Genomic DNA, 18,602 nt, shown 5'->3' with positions numbered 1-18,602 from the left:
CTTTGTTATTAGTCATTAGTCATTTGTTTAATTACTAATGACTAATGACTATTTTCTAAATTTCTAAATAACGGCGCAAAAAGTTTTCTAATGTTTCCAAATGAAAGTTATAAATCCTTTCTAAATTGGTGATTTCTTCTGATGTACAGAAAAATTCATTAGCTAGTAAAGTGCGAAAAGTTCCTAAAGTTGTTTGTGCTGAGGAGTTAAATAAACCTAATGCACCCCGGAAGCTGTCAACAGCAAATAATGGGACATTAATGATTATTGGTTCTTTGTTAAAGATGCGACTAAAAATTTTAGGAATATCCTCACGCAATAAAATTTCTGGTCCTCCTACTGGTAAGATTTGATTACAAGCATCAGCAATGGTCAAAGAATCTACAATTATCCTGGCTAAATCATCGGTACTAACAATAGATGTGCGATTTTTTGAATCACCGATGAGCAGATACAAACCCGTTTCTCGAAACCGTTCCGCTAGTGGTAGCAGGTTTGATGCTAGTCCAGATGGACGTAAAATAGTGTAATCTAAGCCACTACTTTGCAGATATCTTTCTACTGCTCGTTTGGCTTTGAACACGGGAGCATCTTCATATCCTCTTTCAGCACCTAAAACAGATATAAAGACAAAATGTTCAACACCCTGGACTTTAGCCTGGTCAATGAGTTCAATATTAGCGCGATAATCCAAAGATAGAGCATCATTATTAGCAGAACCGTGGGCGCTAATGATATATTTCACACCTTGGCAAGCTTTCTGAATGTCCTGTTCTCGTCGTAAATCACCGATGAAGATATCAGAACCCCGGTGTTCTAACTCGCTGTAATGGGACGTAAGACGGACAAATGACCGCACAACTTGTTGTTGTTGGCGTAACAGTCGCACGACACGGCGACCAATTCCTCCAGTTGCTCCAGTGACTAGAATCATAGCTTTTGGATTTGAGTATGGGGCTGTTTCTGTAGTTAAGTTTAATCACTATTTTGAAAACAGAAAATTCCCAAAATCGAAACTCAGACAATTTTGCCTAGAATGAAGATGTTGGGTTAAATGCAATATTTACAAAAAAAGGGAACAGGGAACAGGGAACAGGGAACGGATAAGAAACAAAAGTTGCTGAGTTTAAAGCTCAGTCAAAAAAAGGGAACAGGGAACAGGGAACAGGGAACAGGGAACAGGGAACAGGGAACGGATAAGAAACAAAAGTTGCTGAGTTTAAAGCTCAGTCAAAAAAATAGTGTCATTATTTCAATCTCATGTTTTTAAACAGGAGTTTTTTCTGTTAAGAGTTGCCCGTTCCCTGTTCCCTCTGAACAAATCAACCTTTCAGACTACTTACTCAAGCCTTCAGGTAATTGAGAGGAATAGCCCAAATTCAATTACAAATAAATCTACCAATTTTGAGGAATTTGCATCATGTTGAAAATTTTTGCAGACCGGGGTGGGACATTTACAGATATTGTTGCTGTCACCAATAATCAAACAATCATAGACAGACTCTCAAATTATACACAACGTTTTTTAATTGTCCCTCTACCTAACCAGGAATGGGTAATAGTCTATAAATTACTGTCAGAAAATCCCGAACAATATGAAGATGCAGTTATTCAAGGAATTCGAGACATTATCGGAATTCCTAGTCATGAATCTATTCCCTATCAAACTATAGAAATAGTGAAAATGGGAACAACAGTAGCTACAAATGCACTGTTGGAAAGACATGGAGATAGGGTTGTTTTGCTCATTACTAAAGGGTTTAAAGATGCCTTGAGAATTGGCTACCAAAATCGTCCCAATATCTTTGCACGTCGGATTATATTACCTACCATGCTTTATGAACAAGTAATTGAAGTCGATGAAAGATATGATGCTCAAGGAAATGAATTAATCCCATTAAATATTGAACAAGTTAAACAAGATTTACAAACAGTTTACCATACAGGAATTAGAAGTTGTGCTATTGTATTTATGCACAGCGATCGCTATCCCCAACATGAACAACAAATAGCCCAAATTGCTCAAGAAATTGGCTTTACACAAATTTCTGTATCCCATCAAGTCAGTCCATTAATGAAACTCGTAAGTAGAGGAGATACCACCGTTGTTGATGCCTATTTAACTCCTATTCTTCGTCGCTATGTTAACCAGGTAGCTAGTCATTTACCCAACGTCAGATTAATGTTTATGAAATCCGATGGAGGGTTAACCGACGCAGAACAATTTCAAGGTAAAGATAGCATTTTAAGTGGCCCTGCTGGTGGTATTGTCGGTGCAGTACAAACCAGCAAAAGAGCAGGTTTTGATTTAATTATTACCTTTGACATGGGAGGAACAAGTACAGATGTTGCTCACTTTAAAGGAGAATATGAAAGACAACTAGATTCAGAAATTGCAGGTGCGCGGATGCGAGTTCCTGTATTAGCAATTAACACCATTGCTGCGGGTGGTGGTTCAATTTTATATTTTGATGGTTCTAGTTATCGTGTTGGACCAGAGTCTGCTGGATCAAATCCTGGTCCAGCTTCTTATCGTCGTGGTGGACCATTAACTGTGACAGATGCTAACGTCATGTTAGGTAAAATTCAACCTCAATATTTCCCCGCAGTTTTTGGTAGTGAAGGTAAATTACCCCTCGATCAAGAAATAGTCATTCACAAATTTACACAATTAGCTGAAAATATCGCATCTGTTACCGGAAATTGTCGTACTCCTGAACAAGTAGCATCGGGTTTTATTGCTATTGCAGTTGAAAACATGGCAAATGCTATTAAAAAAATTAGCCTCCAACGTGGTTATGATGTAACTAAATATGTACTTTGTTGTTTTGGTGGTGCAGGTGGACAAGTTGCTTGTTTAATTGCTGATACTTTAGGAATGAAAAAGATATTTATGCACCCTTTCGCTGGTGTTCTTTCTGCTTATGGAATGGGTTTAGCTGATGTGAGAGCTACCAGAGTTACAGGAATAGAACAACCTTTAAATTCAACACTAATTCCTCAATTACAGCAATTAATGGCAGCTTTAGAAACTCAAGCTCGTAGCGAATTAAACCAACCAGAAGAAACAATAGAAGAAATAGTTAAAAAAGTTAATTTAAAATATGAGGGGACTAATTCGATTCTCACAGTTGATTTTAACTCCGATGTGGCATTAATGCAACATCATTTTGAGATTGAACATAAATCAAGATATGGTTTCATCCAAACACAAAAACCATTAATTGTTGAATCTATTTCTGTGGAAGTAATTCAAAAAATGGATACTCCTGAAGAACCTTTAATTATTCGTAAATCCCCCTTAAAGGAAAGACCCCAACCTGTAGAAATAGTCAAGATGTTTACTGCTGAAAAATGGCATGATACGCCAATTTATAGGCGAGAAAATTTACAGCCAGGAGATTGTATCAACGGTGCTGCTATTATTGTCGAAAAAATCAGCACAATTGTAGTTGAACCTAACTGGCAAGCAAACTTAAATGAGCGTAATCATTTAATCTTAGAACGTTTGGTTTAATGACTTTGTGGCAACTGTAATTAGTGCTAAGATAAACAAATAACTACTTGGTATCATATCATGATGATTACTCAAGAAATAGTATCTGAAGAAAGCTTCTTTCCAGAAGATTTAACTTTTCCTCCAAGTGATTTATATAGCGATGAACCGACCGTAGAAACAGAACTACATCTAAGACAAATAATCCTACTTTTCAAATGCTTAGAATGGTTATGGAAAGAAAGAAATGATTTCTATGCTGCGGGAAATTTAAGTATTTACTATAGTCCTAACCAGAAAAAAACAGAAAATTTTCGTGGACCTGATTTTTTTGTGGTCTTAGGAACTGATCGCAAAACGCGTAAAAGTTGGGTAGTGTGGGAAGAAAATGGTAAATATCCTCATGTAATTGTCGAAATTCTCTCACCAACAACAGCGAAAACAGATAGGGAATCTAAAAAAGAACTTTATCAAGAGACTTTCCGCACACCGGAATATTTTTGGTTTGACCCATTTACATTAGAATTTGCAGGTTTTCATTTAAACAATGGCAAATATCAACCTATTCAAACCAACGAAAAAGGACATTTATGGAGTGAACAATTAGGTTTATATTTGGGAATTCATGATGGTTTACTACGTTATTTCACACCAGAAGATAATTTAGTACCTACACCTGAAGAAACCGCAGAACAGCAAACTCAACGAGCAAAACAGGAAGCTCAACGAGCAGAACGTGAAACTCAACAAGCAGAACAGGAAACTCAACGAGCAAAACAGGAAACTCAACGAGCGGAGCGTTTAGCAGCAAAATTGCGGGAATTAAATATTGATCCGTTAAGCAAAAAAAACTGAAAAAGTAGGTTGGGTTGACTGTTCAAAAGATCCCCGACTTCTGACATTACCTCATAATTTAGTGGATGCTCAAAAAAGAAGTCGGGGATCTGATACCTGCAAAAATACAACATGATCAAAAAAATGTACATAACATCTCAACCAGATCCAGTCCGTTTAGAAATATTCAAAAATCTCTATCAATTTATCGCTGAACAAATGGGAATTGTTCTGCAAAACACAGCAGCATCAGTCAATATTAAAGAACGACTAGATTTTTCCTGTGCTATTTTTGATGCTTCTGGTTTATTAGTTGCTAATGCTCCCCATATTCCTGTACATTTAGGCTCAATGAGTGAAAGTGTCCGCAGTTTAATTAATGATCAAGGTGACACTATCAAACCGGGAAATGTCTATTTATCAAATAACCCCTATAACGGTGGCACACATTTACCTGATGTCACAGCTATTACTCCCGTCTTTTTAGAAAGTAGCGAAAATATTGCTAGTCCTATATTTTTTGTTGCTTCCCGTGGACACCAAGCCGATATTGGTGGTATTACTCCCGGTTCTATGCCTCCTCACAGTACCACAGTAACAGAAGAAGGAATTATTTTTGATAATTTTCTCTTAGTTCAAGAGGGAGATTTTCAAGAAGCAGCCGTTAGACATCATTTGTTAAATCATCCCTATCCTAGTCGAAATCCTGATCAAAATATTGCAGATTTTAAAGCTCAAATTGCTGCTAATGAAAGGGGTGTTCAAGAACTTGGTAAAATGGTTAATCAATATGGACTAGAAACAGTTAAAGCTTATATGCAGTTTGTCCAAGATAATGCTGAAGAATCTGTCAGACGGGCAATTGATGTTTTAAAAGATGGGTCATTTATTTATAAAATGGATAGCGGTGCAGAAATTAAAGTTCAGGTGAAAATTGACAGAGAAAATCGCTGTGCTAAAATTGATTTTGTTGGCACATCTGCACAATTAAATAGTAACTTTAATGCTCCCAAAGCTGTAACTCAAGCAGCGGTTTTATATGTATTTCGGACTTTGGTTGATGATAATATTCCTCTCAATGCTGGTTGTCTCAAACCTTTAGAAATTATTATTCCTGAAGGTTGTATGTTGAACCCAACTTATCCCGCAGCGGTAGTTGCAGGCAATGTGGAAACTTCGCAAACTATTGTTGATGCTTTATATGGTGCTTTGGGTGTGATGTCAGCTTCCCAAGGAACTATGAATAATTTTACTTTTGGTAATCAAAAATATCAATATTATGAAACTATCTGCGGTGGTTCTGGTGCAGGAATTAATTTTGATGGTACTGATGCGGTTCATACTCACATGACTAACTCTCGCTTGACTGATCCTGAAGTTTTAGAAACTCGTTATCCTGTGCAGGTGGAAAGTTTTAGTTTGCGTCCCCATAGTGGAGGGAAAGGAAAATATTCGGGAGGTGATGGGGTAATTCGTCGCATTAAGTTTTTAGAAAAAATGACTGCAAATATTCTTTCTAACCATCGTTTAGTTCCTCCTTTTAGTTTAAATGGTGCAGCAGCGGGACAGGTAGGACGCAACTGGGTACAACGTCAAAATGGCACTGAGGAGATTTTAGATAGTACCGCAACTGTAGAGATGCAACCAGGGGATATTTTTGTGATCGAAACTCCAGGAGGTGGGGGTTTTGGGTAATACTCAGATCCCCGAATTCTCACCGAAATCGGGGAACTATCTCATTTAAATTAAACATTTTGTGATAAGTAAGTGGGCGTTAAAAAATATAATATAAACCTAACCCCCCAACCCCCTTCCCTGCTAGGGAAGGGGGAGTCAAAGCCTCTCTCCTGGTAGGGGAGAGGTTTGGAGAGAGGTTTTATATTTAATTGTGCCAAGTTACTTACATTAACACCAGCTACTTTGGATGGAATGATAATGCCATAGTAAGCAGCTGCGATCGCTGATAAGGCATTCACCAAAACATTATTACCAAAGAGTGGCATTAAACCGAAAAATGTCTTGGCTAAAGGCAAAAATCCCATAATTGCTAATGCAGCGTAAGCAATTGCAAAGGTGCGATTAAATAAACTAAACGCGCACTACTATAACACAAATGACTATGTTTGACTATATCTGACTATATTTTTTTTATTTAAACTATATACTTTCTATTCAACTGAGCCAATCAAATTTGTAACTCTATCAAAAGACAGGATTACGGTGATTTTCTACCACCACCGACGTATGATCACTAGGTATCGCTTTCTGGTTTATAAGTTAATGTTGCCGTAGGCGATCGCAATTTGTTTCATAAGTTTATACAGCAGATTGCAGATCAATGAGGTACAGAATCTAAATTGAAACCTATACACAAAGCCAGTTTTACTCCTGACTCCTGCTGTATGCAATGCGATCGCTCAAAATTCTCTTCCGTAAACTGTGCCAACTAAAACTCCACAACTACTGGCGTATGATCACTAGGTTGTTCTAACTTCCTGGGTGCAACATCAATAATGCAACTTTGAGCGCGATCGCACAAAACAGGTGTTAAATAATGATGGTCTATTCTCCATCCTAAATTCCTTCTAAAAGCCGCAGTCCGATAATCCCACCAGCTATAATTTCCCCCTTCACTGTTAAATTTACGAAAAGCATCAGTAAAACCCAGTGAAAGGATATCCCGTAAAGCTTGGCGTTCTGGTGCTGATGCCATAATGTGATTTTCTATCTTCACTTTGTCATTAATATCTATATCTTCCAAAGCAATATTAAAATCACCACACATAGAAATAGCAGGGTTGGATAACAACAGCACCTGCAAATATTTCTGCAACACGGTCAACCAACGCAGCTTGTATTCATATTTCTCACTTCCTACAGCCGAACCGTTAGGAACGTAAAGATTAACAATTCTCACTCCATCAATAACACCAGTAATTACCCGCTTTTGTTCGTCCCATTGTGGGTCTAACTCTGGCAAAATTGAACAGAATCCCATACTGACATCTTCCAGTGGTTGACGGCTAATGAGTGCAACGCCGTTATAAGCTTTCTGTCCGTAAATATAAGGATGATAGCCTAAGTTTTCAAAAGGCTCTAGGGGAAAATCCTTATCTACAACCTTTGTTTCCTGCAAACACATAACATCAACAGGATTTTCATTTAACCAGTTGATAACCTGTTCTAAACGTGTACGAATTGAATTGACATTCCAAGTAGCGATTTTCATGAGTTATTTATCAGTATTGTGGAAAATTAAGAAATATAAAATATGTAACTTTTTTGTAACCATTTTTGAGTGTTAATTTTTTTTTCTAGCTCCCATTCACGCCAAAATAGGCTATAAGTAGTTGATCCCTGCTGTAAAGTCGTATTCGCAAATACAAAAGTAAAAAAAATGTAAGTTAGGTTACAGAATATTTTAATTGATCATGATCCCCAAGATAGATGAAAATACTAAATACTCACTGGTAAATTTATAATGAAGTTAATTGTTAGCTATTAATGCAACTGTGACATTATATTTGTGAGTGAGTTAATAGTACAGTTAACCGGAATTACACTTTTACAAATCAGAAAAGTTAACTTAAATCTAAGAAGAGTAAGTACAAATGCTTTGTCCTCATAAAATGATCTCACGATTGGTCACAGGTGATGTCAAATCCATAAATTAATATATATGATGTTGACACTCTTTGTAGACCAAACCAAAAATCACAAAATTTAGCATATTAGGTCAATTTTCCAGAGAAAATATCCCCAAATATGCAATTTATGTCACCAAGAAGAATGGTTGGCACTTTAACAGATACATCCATTCGAGTTTAATCAAAATTTTTTGCCTGATTACAACAACAAACTTTTTTTTAGGAGGACATTGGTATGAGTAATAGAGCCAACACTTGCCCATGCTGCGGTGGAGCAATCCTGCGTCATGTCCGACATGGTGAACTGTATTGGTTTTGCCTGTCGTGTCGGCAAGAAGTACCACTGTTGACCATCAGTCGCTTATCTAATCATTTGGAAACCCGTAATACAGGAGTAGTTACTCCCTCTACGGTTAATTCAGTAGAGTAGAGTGATATAGAGTGGTAAACACAAGTGCATATTAGTTGATAACAAGCATCCAGCTATAGATGGCGCTGGCGCTTTGGTTTAAAGTTTGTGACTAAAATAGCTGATAACATTATCCGTATATAGATATGATAGAAAAGTAGAGAAAACTTAAAGAATATTCATAAAATGCTGATTCACTCCTCTGGCTTGTCCAAAGTCAAAGACTCAGTAACCAAAAAAATTCTCTTAGGTAATGAACCTAAGCCAGAATTAATTGCGATCCTTGCAGTCTACTTTGTTCAAGGCATATTAGGGTTAGCGCGTCTAGCTGTTAGCTTTTTCCTGAAAGATGAATTACATCTGAGTCCAGTTGAGGTATCAGCACTGTTGGGGATAGTTGCCCTACCTTGGATGATTAAGCCATTATTTGGCTTTATTTCCGATGGTTTGCCCATATTTGGCTACCGTCGCCGTCCCTATTTGGTGTTATCTGGGATATTGGGGTCTGCTGCTTGGGTGAGTTTGGGTACAATAGTTCATAGTAGCTGGGCTGCAACAATAGCGATCGCTCTGTCTTCCCTCTCTGTTGCCTTCAGTGATGTTATAGTTGACTCCCTCGTTGTCGAACGTGCCAGAGTAGAATCTCAGGCCAAAGCAGGTTCTCTACAATCTTTATGTTGGGGTGCTACCGCCCTGGGAGGGTTAATAACAGCTTATTTTAGTGGGTTGCTGCTAGAATATTTCACCACCCGCACAGTATTTTTAGTCACTGCTTTATTTCCGTTAATTATTTCAGTGGTAGCTTGGTTAATTAGTGAAACACGAGTTAACAAAGATGCCCCACAGCATCACCAGAATCATCCCCTCAGCATCCAAACTCAACTCAAACAACTACGCCAAGCCTTTACACAAAAAGCAATTTGGCTACCCACAGCATTTATATTTATCTGGCAATCTACCCCCAGTGGAGAAGCAGCATTTTTCTACTTTTTCACCAACGAACTGCACTTTAAACCAGAATTTTTAGGCAGAGTCCATTTAGTTACAAGTTTAGCCTCATTAATTGGTATTTGGATTTTCCAACGTTTCCTCAAAAGCGTCCCGTTTCGGGTAATTTGTGGTTGGAGTATCGTCATTTCCGCACTATTAAGAATGACGATGTTACTGTTAGTTACACACACAAATAGAGCTTTGGGAATAGATGATCAATGGTTTAGTTTAGGTGATAGCTTAATTCTCGCCGTCATGGGACAAATCGCATTCATGCCTGTGATGGTATTAGCAGCAAGAATTTGTCCTTTGGGAATAGAAGCAACATTATTTGCACTCCTAATGTCAATCTTCAATTTAGGAGGAGCTATTTCCAGAGAGTTTGGGGCATTAATTATGCACTGGTTAGGCATTACCGAAACTAACTTTGATACCCTATGGTTATTAGTGATAATCACTAATTCAATTGCCCTTTTACCGCTGCTATTTATTCACCTCTTGCCAAACGAAGAAGAAACAGAAATCCCAACATTTGCAGCTAATTCAATTAATAATTGAGGATCTTCGGTACTTGTTATACTAAATTACCAGTCGGTAAAAGGGAACTCTTAACAGGGGAAAGAGAGAATATTTTGCCATAATATTCAAAAATATGGCTGATTTCTTATACGTAGCAAGCTTTATAAGATTTTTTTGTTCAGATTTTGCATATTATGTACTCAAGAGCCATAATTGATTGTATTGTAAAATATAGCAACTAAGTAAATCGGTGGGAAAAAACCGTAGACGCGTAGCGGCTTCTCGAAGAGTAGTATGTAACAAAAAGTAAATTCACCAAAACTCTCTTCCCCGTTCCCCGTTAAGAGTTCCCTGTAGCTATAAAAGCTGCCATCCCAAAGACCATCTGCCAGGAAGAAAGTATTTCCTAAGTATGATTAGAAGTATGCTTAAAGTTATCTCATCAGTATGATGGAATACTTAAAAAATTTCATTAGCCTAAAAGAATGATTTTTTTCGGCATTCAGCCGTCAGTGAATAGCTATCAGTAAAAGCTGGAATTTATGAGCATTTTACCGAGGAATTAGGAATGGCTTTTAGTGTCAGTCTCCCTAACTGAAAATCCTCTAAACTTAGCCTTAAAAACGGTTTTGCTTGACTGCTGGTATCTGATAGCCGAATGCTTACTGACTTTTTCAAACAAGTTCTTCATCAAGAGGTCTAAAAATGACAACAACAAACGAAAAGCACAAAATTCGTTATGCCGTTGTGGGTTTAGGTTGGTTTGCTCAAGAAGCAGCTTTACCTGCATTTACTTCTGCCGATAACTCTGAATTAGTTGCTCTAGTTTCTGATGACCCGACAAAACGTGAAGAACTCAGCAAAAAGTATGGCATTCAGCATACTTATTCATATGATGAGTATGAAGACTGTCTGACAAGCGGTGATATTGATGCTGTTTATATTGCATTACCCAATCATCTACATTGTGATTTTACTGTGCGGGCAGCTAATCAGTCCATTCATATACTTTGTGAAAAGCCAATGGCTGTGACAGAAAAAGAGTGCGAGGCAATGATAAAAGCTGCCAATGAAAATGGTGTAAAATTGATGATTGCTTATCGCTTACATCTAGAACCAGCAAATTTACAAGCAGTAGAAATAGTGCGATCGCCTTCGGCGGGGCATAGCCCATCGCACCAAATTGGTGAACCAAGACTTTTCAACTCTGTATTCTCTCAACAAGTAGAACAAGGCAACATTCGTTTACGAGAGATTACAGGTGGGGGAACAATTTATGATATTGGTATTTACTGCATCAATGCCGCACGCTATCTGTTTCAAGATGAACCAACCGAAGTGTTTGCTGTAGCTGCTACTAAAGGAGAACAACGCTTCAGCGAAGTAGAAGAAATGACTAGTGTTATCCTGCGTTTTCCCAACGAACGACTAGCAACATTTACCTGTAGTTTTGGCGCAGCAAAAGTTTCTAATTATCAGGTTGTAGGCACTAAAGGCGACATCCGAGTAGAATCTGCTTATACTTGGCATGGAGAAATTAAGCATTATCTGACTATTAATGGTGAAACCCAAGAACGCACCTTTGAGAGCCATGATCAACTAGCAGCTGAATTCACCTATTTCTCAGATTGCATTCTTCAAAATAAAGACCCAGAACCGTCAGGAATAGAAGGATTGAATGATGTTGGCATTATTCAAGCACTCTACCAATCTATTGAAACAGGTCAACCTGTGAAAGTGCAAACTCTGAAGCGTGATCAACGCCCGACATCGGCTCAAACTATTGAGCTTCCTGCTACTGAAGAAAAACCAGAGCTAATTCATGCTACTTCACCTGCTGGTAATTGATGAACTAGATGAACTACACGATCCCTAACTTCTCCCCGAAGTCGGGGATTTAGTACAAATTAAATAGAACCGAAAATTACCTTTAAACCATCACGGGGTTGGGATGTGGGTATCATTATTAAATCCAGATTTTGTCCCGCTACAAGTTCCCATTCATAACCACGTAACAGCAAAGCTGCAAATATTTTCATCTCCAACTTAGCAAATTCTTTACCTACACATTCTCTCATTCCACCCCCAAAAGTCACATAACTAAAAGGCTTAGATTTATCCTCAGCCCTAGTTGGATCAAACCGTTCTGGATCGAAATTTTGAGCATCTTTATATATAGTTTCATCTTGATGTGTTTTTCCAATTTGATATAATAAACTCCAACCTTGAGGAATGCGATATCCATTAAATTCACAACTTTGAATTACTTCCCGAAACCCACCACCAACAGGGGGAATAACTCGCAAGACTTCCTTGAGTATTTGATCTAAATAAGTCATTTGTTTCAGATGTTCAGATGTTAGCATATCTGTACAAGTTATTTGCTGCTGTTCCTTCCTTGCTGCTGCTAAAATTTCCGGTTTTTGTGCTAACAGCAAACAAAAAGAAGACAATGCAGAAGTTAAGGTTTCATGTCCAGCAAACAACAAAGTGAGAATTTGGTCTTTGAGTTCGTCTATGCTCAAACTATTACCATCTTCATCCTTTGCATTTAATAATAAACCTAAAGCATCTTGTTCAGAACTGGGTTGTTTTTGACGTTGTAAAATAATTTGTTCAATTTTGGTTAACAACTGCTCTCGGCATTTCAAAGCTTTACTAAATTTAGTCCAAGGTAAACGAATGGAAAGAGTAAATAAACCCCCAGACCATTCTTCAAATAATTCAGTAAAATGATGATCATTAGTAGTATCTGTTCCTACTAATAATTTACAAGCTACATCAAAAGTATATTGTCTCAGTTCAGGATACCAGGTTAATTGACCTAAATTTGCCCATTTCTGTAAATAGCTATTAGTAATTTCTACCATTGCAGGTGTATAACTTGCTAAAGCTCTGGGTTGAAATGCTTGGGATAATAATTTGCGTCTGGTTTGATGAATGCTACCTGTTTGCATTGATAAAGAAGCTGGTCCAAGCAATACTGCAACAGTCTCAGGCCATTTAATGGTAAAATTCTGATTTTCACCGCTAAATATAAAGCGATTGGCTTCTGCTCCTATCATCATAATCGTGGGAGAGCCAAATAGATTAGTTTTAAAAATGTTACCGTATTTCTTTTGTCTTTTGGTGGCAAAATCTGGATCACTTAAAAAACTAATTGTTTCACCAATGACAGGTAAACCTAAGTTTCCAGGTGGTAAAGGTAATTGATTTTGTGATTTGGTTGCTTGGGTTTTCATTTTGTGTTTAACTTACTTAATAAAACTTAAATAATTGTAAAACATTTGTTCCTTTAAGCAGAGCAGTTATTGGCATACACAAAAATCTATATAAAATTGTAACAGAAACTACAAAATTGATATTTTTTTGAAAAACCAGGGTAAGCTAACCATACATATCCGGTTCACCAAAATACCGTGATGAGGAGTAAATGTTATGGTTACAACCTCTCGCCCAGTGTGGGAAAATCACTCTCCAGCGCATATTTGCCCGTTTGACCAAGCTTGTAGCTATTTAGAATGGGCTGCTAAAGAATTAAAATTAGATCCAGGTTTATTAGAAATTCTCAGCCATCCCCGTAAAGTCGTCACTGTTTCCATACCCGTAAAAATGGATAATGGGGAAGTGCGGGTTTTAGCGGGACATCGGGTGCAACATTCCGATATTTTAGGACCCTATAAAGGTGGTATTCGTTACCATCCGGCGGTGACATTGCGGGAAGTCTCCGCTTTAGCCATGTTAATGACTTGGAAATGTGCGTTGTTGGGTATTCCTTACGGTGGTGCAAAAGGTGGAATTCCCATAGATCCGAAAAAATACAGTGTTGGGGAATTAGAAAGAATCAGCCGGCGTTATATCAGTGAATTAATTAAAGACATTGGACCATCAGTGGATATACCAGCCCCGGATATGGGTACATCTGCCCGTGAAATGGCGTGGATGATGGATACTTATTCTGTGAATGTCGGTCATGCTGTACCGGGGATTGTGACAGGTAAGCCGCTTTCCGTCGGTGGTTCTCTCGGTCGGGAAATGGCCACTGGACGCGGTGTAATGATTATTGTCCGTGAAGCATTGGCGGATCAAGGTAGATCCCTTCCAGGTGTGCGAATTGCCATTCAAGGTTTCGGTAATGTAGGCGGTGCTGCGGCTGAATTGTTACACCAGGAAGGAGCGAAAATTATTGCTGTTTCTAGTGGTGCTGGGGGTGTATTTTCGGAAACTGGTCTTGATATTCCGGCGTTGAAAGCCTACGCTGCTGAAAATCATCGGAGTGTGGTAGGATTTCCCCAAGCTACACCAATTAGTAACGCAGACTTATTAACTTTACCTTGTGATGTATTAATTCCCGCAGCTTTAGAAAATCAAATTACGGAAGAAAATGTTGATCACATTCAAGCGCAGTTTGTTGCTGAAGCTGCTAATGGACCTGTGACTCTGGAAGCCAACCGAGTCCTAGAAGCCCGTGGTGTGACGGTTTTACCGGATATTTTAGCTAATGCTGGTGGTGTGGTGGTGAGTTATCTGGAATGGGTACAAGGTCTTTCTTACTTGTTCTGGGACGAAGAAAGAGTGAACCGGGAAATGGAGCATTTGATGGTGAATGCTTACCGTCAAGTGATTCAACAAGCACAGGCGCGACGGGTGAATTTACGGCTGGCGGCTTATACGCTGGGTGTAGGTAGAGTAGCCCAAGCTTTGACTGATAGGGGTTTGTATCCTTAGTTATACAGTAGGGGTTTAGCATTGCTAAACCCTGACAGTATGATGAGAGGAACTAAATTTTGTAATTCATTCTCTCATTAAATAGTTAATAGCTGACAACATCTAGCTGACTGATGCTATTAATTTCAGTAATTGAACTATAATTCCAAACATCTTCCAATACTAATCTTTCCTCTCGGTTTCCTTTGAGATCATAAAGAATTTCTGTGACAACTCTTAGGTCTGACCTTGATAAGTCAACATTACCTAATCTCAGTCTACTAAATTGGATTACTTCTGGGTTTAAAAAGTATTTTTTACCTTTTTTTTGAATCCTTTTAGTTTCAGTAGTGCTGTAACATTTTACCCAGCTATTGTTTTGACGAGCGTAAACTGTGTGGAGTACATTTGCATATTTAGTAGCTGGTTTGTCCAGGATATCTAGATACAGAACTAAAGCTCTTTGATTAGAATTAACTAATCTGTTTACCTTAAAAGAGCCATTCCAACCTTGGACTCTGAAGGCTTTGGATGAGTAACGTTTTTCTTCTTTTTTGTCTTCTCTTCGCGCTTCAATTCGGCGACGATCATCATCGTTATCACGTCTGTTATAGTTGTTGTTATAACTACCTGTTTGAGTGCTTGTAGTTGTTGTTGCACTGACAGTGGTTAGCTGAGTAATGCTACTAATTTCGCTAATTGAGCTATAATTCCAGACATCTTCAAATACCAATCTTTCGTCACGTTTGGTATTGCTATCATAGCGAATTTGCGTGACAAATCTTAAATCTGACTTCGATAAGTTAATATTATCGAGTCGCAGTTTACTAAATTCGATTACTTCTGGGGCTAAGAAGAATTTTCCTCCTTTATTTTCAATCAGTCTTGCTCCGGTAGTGCTGTAAAATTGCACCCAACGATTATTTTGACGAGCGTAGACTGTGTAGACTACATTTGCGTATTTAGTAACTGGTTTTTCTAGGATATCTAGATGTACAACTAACGCTTTTGTTTTGGAATTAACTAACCTTCCTACTTTGAAGAAGCAATTCCAATCTTTGACGCGATAGTATTTTGAGGAACGATGATATTCTCCCCTGTGGTCTTGGTTATGATACTTGTGATCGTTATCATAATCTCTGCGACGATTCTTTTTATCATCGTCATCATCGTCGTCATCGTCGTCATCGTCGTCATCGTCGTCATCATCATCACCTCTGCGACGATTATTCTTATCATCATCATCTTTATCTTTTTTAGCTAGGAAAAAATTTGATTCCTCTCCACCCAATTTATTTGTCAATAAGTTGGTTTCTAGCCCGGATTTTTCAAGCGTCTTATCTGGTTGTAAATTGGCTATTTCCCTTGTTAAAGAGAAAACATCAGTGGGAACAGACATCACAGCTACAACAGAGAGGCTTGTAACTGTTAACACATCTTTGCAAAACGAAGTGAACGAAGACTTGTGCGACATTGAGATCCTTTAGTCAAATAGGTTACTTTAGTTAGATTTCCTATATGACTTTAGGCATAGCTACAAGTTCCCAAGTTCATGTAATTTTCTACACTTCTTTATCATTGGTTACAAGTGTACAAGTGTGTGATTTTAACTATCTATCTTTAGGCATATTTCCGTAGGCGATCGCACCGACTATTTTTTTAGGTTCGCTTTTGCCATGATTTTGGATCTCTTCGACTGTGAAAAATTGCTGTTACAATCACACGACTAGATACAATTCGATAATATATACCATAAGGAAAACGCCGCGCTACCGCCCGTCGCACATCAAGATATACTACTGCACAAGATTCGGGTATTTAACAAATGCGATTTAGCATTTCATCTACAAGTCTAAAAACTCATCACCAAGTCCTGCTTGCTGATTTTGATACCATATATACACCTCATCTAGTTCTTCACGAACTTCTGGACGAAAAACAAGGACGTAATTCATTGTTTTCCTCTAATTGAAGTTTTAATTTCCTCCCATGTCATGACATTATCTAGATTTGCTTCATAATCAGTAATGCGACGCTCAAGTTCTTGTTTTTTTCTAGGATAAGCGATGCCTACGGCGAGCGCAGCTATCGCTCTCACCATTGAGTTAATTGAAAGGAATTTATGGGGAGTGATCGCACTTTTAATAACCATTTTCTTTCGCCCACGGGCGCAAATGCTCTACTCGTTGCTCGTAAAGTTCCCTTTCATGTTCAGAAAACTGATCTACATTTGGTTTCATCATATTCACCCAATTGTCAAATCCCATGCCTAGAATAAATGATTTGTCATTCTCGATCATTTGATTCTGAACTTTTTCCTCTGAGATATTCGGTAAACTTTTAATCCAAATAATTAAATCTTGAACAGTAGAGTCTGAGTCCGCAATTAATTGGATAGATTCAAAAGCATCCTCACCAATAGTTTTTTCTAATCTATCTACTTCTAATTCATCCAATCCTCCAAAACCTGGTATATCAATACCGAATTTGGCGGAGTAATCGAAACGAATAACACTTACTGGATACTTAATCAAATGCAAAATAGATAGTATTTTAATTATCTCTTCATAGGCATCTACCCATTTATTAAAACCTCTTTGCTCAAAAGTTTGTTTATTGGATTTTAGAATGCCAATAGTAGTTGAGAATTTCTTTCCTTTTGCATGAACATAATCGTGAAAGTATCCGAGATCAAGCAGCCTCTGTTTGATATTATGCTTGTTTTGATAAATGGTAAAGTTGGGATGTTGCTCAATTTTTCGCCAAATATCACGAAAAGGAGGAGTGTTTTTCCGTGATTGAAGCCAGTTTTGGATAACTTCATGACCATCATCTTTCAAATTCCAATACACAGATAAAAGACCTAACTCGAAGCTACTACGCAATGAGATCATTGCCTGTTTATAGAAACCTAGTAGACAGAGATTATATGAAACCTGAATTTCTTCCCATGAATCATGCCAAGGGAAAAAATGTCCAGAAAACATATTTTCTGTGGTCATAGGAATAACTTTGCCAAGACTCTGGTATGTCCATGCTAATTCTGATAATTTACTGGCTATTTCTAGATGTTCTTCAAGATACTGCTTTGACTGCTCGTATACTTCAAGACTGGCATCAAAAGTAAATGTAAAGGGACGCATAGTGTCTGATACTCAAATAGTTGCGATCTATTTTTTAAAAGTTGGTTCAAATACTGCATATTGCTCTGCTAAACAATACCTGCCAATATCTGACTATAACTAAATTAAGCTAAAATACAAAAAATAGCAAAAATACCGCTATTCTATGCAAACACCAACAAAACCCGAAGCTCAAACCCTATACGACCAAGATTATTACCTGTGGATAAAAACCACCATCAACCAACTTCGCACAGGTCAATTTTCTACTGTTGATTTAGAAAGTTTATTAGAAGAATTAGAAACTATGGGTAGAAGTCAGAAACGAGCAATTAAAAGTTTATTAATTAAACTGCTTGTACATCTACTCAAACTCAAATATTGGGATAATGAAAGAGAACTAAATCAAGGACATTGGAAAGGGGAAATTAGAACATTTCGCAGAGAGATAAAAGATGATCTCAAAGATAGTCCAAGTTTAAAACCTTACATTTTAGAAATATTTGATGAATGTTATCAAGATGCAAGAAAAGAAACATCTGATCGCTCTCAACTTCCTCTTGACACATTCCCCCTTATACCCATAGGTTCTTTAGAACAAATAAAATATTAGATGAAAACTGGTTTCCCGAATATAGCTGCAATCATCACGGTAAAGCCGACTAAAATAGATACACAAATTACCGATACAAAAAAGCTAACAAATGCTAACAATTGTCCGCTTTTTCTTCCTGCTTCATCCTGGAAGTGTCGGCACTGTCCAGTCCACAGGCTAAAACGGTCAACCTGACCGCTTCTTGTCTTAAATTAATAGCAGCATTCAAATCTCTGTCACACTCAAAACCACAGCTAATGGCTTACGCCACGCTGCGCGAACA

The 18,602-nt window shown here is 37.8% G+C and carries 14 protein-coding genes and 2 pseudogenes; 9 read left to right on the top strand and 7 right to left on the bottom strand.

Annotated elements, in window-relative coordinates:
- Positions 1–55: 55 nt before the first annotated feature.
- Positions 56–934 (bottom strand): SDR family oxidoreductase, encoded by an 879-nt coding sequence (locus tag H6G06_RS20075; RefSeq protein ID WP_190563333.1) that lies wholly within the window; start codon positions 932–934, stop codon positions 56–58.
- Between the two features lie 120 nt (positions 935–1,054).
- Between H6G06_RS20075 and H6G06_RS20070 the strand changes: the two genes are divergently transcribed.
- From H6G06_RS20070 to H6G06_RS20055, 4 genes are all read left to right on the top strand, one after another.
- The gene (locus tag H6G06_RS20070) at positions 1,055–1,270 is read left to right on the top strand and encodes a hypothetical protein (protein ID WP_242039789.1); all 216 of its coding nucleotides are present in this window, start codon (positions 1,055–1,057) and stop codon (positions 1,268–1,270) included.
- A gap of 150 nt (positions 1,271–1,420) precedes the next feature.
- Positions 1,421–3,517, top strand: a complete 2,097-nt coding sequence (locus H6G06_RS20065; protein ID WP_190563331.1) for a hydantoinase/oxoprolinase family protein — start codon at positions 1,421–1,423, stop codon at positions 3,515–3,517.
- A 60-nt stretch (positions 3,518–3,577) separates the two neighbouring features.
- A complete protein-coding gene (locus H6G06_RS20060) occupies positions 3,578–4,351 on the top strand; it encodes a Uma2 family endonuclease (protein WP_190563329.1) in 774 nt (257 codons plus the stop codon).
- 123 nt (positions 4,352–4,474) lie between these two features.
- The gene (locus H6G06_RS20055; protein WP_190563327.1) at positions 4,475–6,025 is read left to right on the top strand and encodes a hydantoinase B/oxoprolinase family protein; all 1,551 of its coding nucleotides are present in this window, start codon (positions 4,475–4,477) and stop codon (positions 6,023–6,025) included.
- Between the two features lie 200 nt (positions 6,026–6,225).
- On the opposite strand, the pseudogene H6G06_RS20050 reads toward H6G06_RS20055, so the two are convergent.
- Positions 6,226–6,417, bottom strand: a pseudogene (locus tag H6G06_RS20050) (DUF4383 domain-containing protein); the annotation flags it as partial.
- Positions 6,418–6,776: 359 nt separating this feature from the next.
- Complete coding sequence (gene xth / locus H6G06_RS20045) at positions 6,777–7,559, bottom strand: exodeoxyribonuclease III (protein ID WP_190563325.1); 783 nt, start codon at positions 7,557–7,559, stop codon at positions 6,777–6,779.
- A gap of 653 nt (positions 7,560–8,212) precedes the next feature.
- On the opposite strand from xth, the gene H6G06_RS20040 reads away from it, so the two are divergent.
- From H6G06_RS20040 to H6G06_RS20030, 3 genes are all read left to right on the top strand, one after another.
- Positions 8,213–8,407, top strand: coding sequence for a hypothetical protein (locus H6G06_RS20040; protein ID WP_190563323.1), 195 nt, complete (start codon positions 8,213–8,215; stop codon positions 8,405–8,407).
- A 165-nt stretch (positions 8,408–8,572) separates the two neighbouring features.
- Complete coding sequence (locus H6G06_RS20035; RefSeq protein WP_190563321.1) at positions 8,573–9,934, top strand: folate/biopterin family MFS transporter; 1,362 nt, start codon at positions 8,573–8,575, stop codon at positions 9,932–9,934.
- A gap of 666 nt (positions 9,935–10,600) precedes the next feature.
- Positions 10,601–11,743: a Gfo/Idh/MocA family protein gene (locus tag H6G06_RS20030; protein ID WP_190563319.1), complete on the top strand. Its 1,143-nt coding sequence runs from the start codon at positions 10,601–10,603 to the stop codon at positions 11,741–11,743.
- A 59-nt stretch (positions 11,744–11,802) separates the two neighbouring features.
- Here H6G06_RS20030 and H6G06_RS20025 read toward each other — a convergent pair whose 3' ends face one another.
- Positions 11,803–13,137, bottom strand: a complete 1,335-nt coding sequence (locus H6G06_RS20025; protein WP_190563317.1) for a cytochrome P450 — start codon at positions 13,135–13,137, stop codon at positions 11,803–11,805.
- A 196-nt stretch (positions 13,138–13,333) separates the two neighbouring features.
- On the opposite strand from H6G06_RS20025, the gene H6G06_RS20020 reads away from it, so the two are divergent.
- Positions 13,334–14,623 (top strand): Glu/Leu/Phe/Val family dehydrogenase, encoded by a 1,290-nt coding sequence (locus H6G06_RS20020; RefSeq protein WP_190563315.1) that lies wholly within the window; start codon positions 13,334–13,336, stop codon positions 14,621–14,623.
- Positions 14,624–14,708: 85 nt separating this feature from the next.
- On the opposite strand, the gene H6G06_RS20015 is transcribed toward H6G06_RS20020, so the two are convergent.
- The 3 genes from H6G06_RS20015 to H6G06_RS20005 all read right to left on the bottom strand — a co-directional run bounded on the left by H6G06_RS20015 (position 14,709) and on the right by H6G06_RS20005 (position 17,745).
- Positions 14,709–16,076: a hypothetical protein gene (locus H6G06_RS20015; RefSeq protein WP_206754719.1), complete on the bottom strand. Its 1,368-nt coding sequence runs from the start codon at positions 16,074–16,076 to the stop codon at positions 14,709–14,711.
- 477 nt (positions 16,077–16,553) lie between these two features.
- A complete protein-coding gene (locus tag H6G06_RS20010; protein WP_190563311.1) occupies positions 16,554–16,754 on the bottom strand; it encodes a hypothetical protein in 201 nt (66 codons plus the stop codon).
- Complete coding sequence (locus H6G06_RS20005) at positions 16,744–17,745, bottom strand: hypothetical protein (RefSeq protein WP_190563308.1); 1,002 nt, start codon at positions 17,743–17,745, stop codon at positions 16,744–16,746. Before H6G06_RS20005 ends, H6G06_RS20010 begins: the two co-directional genes overlap by 11 nt.
- Positions 17,746–17,890: 145 nt before the next feature.
- On the opposite strand from H6G06_RS20005, the pseudogene H6G06_RS20000 reads away from it, so the two are divergent.
- Positions 17,891–18,390: pseudogene (locus H6G06_RS20000) on the top strand (DUF29 domain-containing protein).
- Positions 18,391–18,602 lie beyond the last annotated feature (212 nt).

Source organism: Anabaena sphaerica FACHB-251 (genome assembly GCF_014696825.1).
In the GTDB taxonomy this organism is placed as follows: domain Bacteria; phylum Cyanobacteriota; class Cyanobacteriia; order Cyanobacteriales; family Nostocaceae; genus RDYJ01.
Note: the sequence above shows the minus strand (reverse complement) of the source record. Positions and strands in the feature narration are given on the sequence as shown.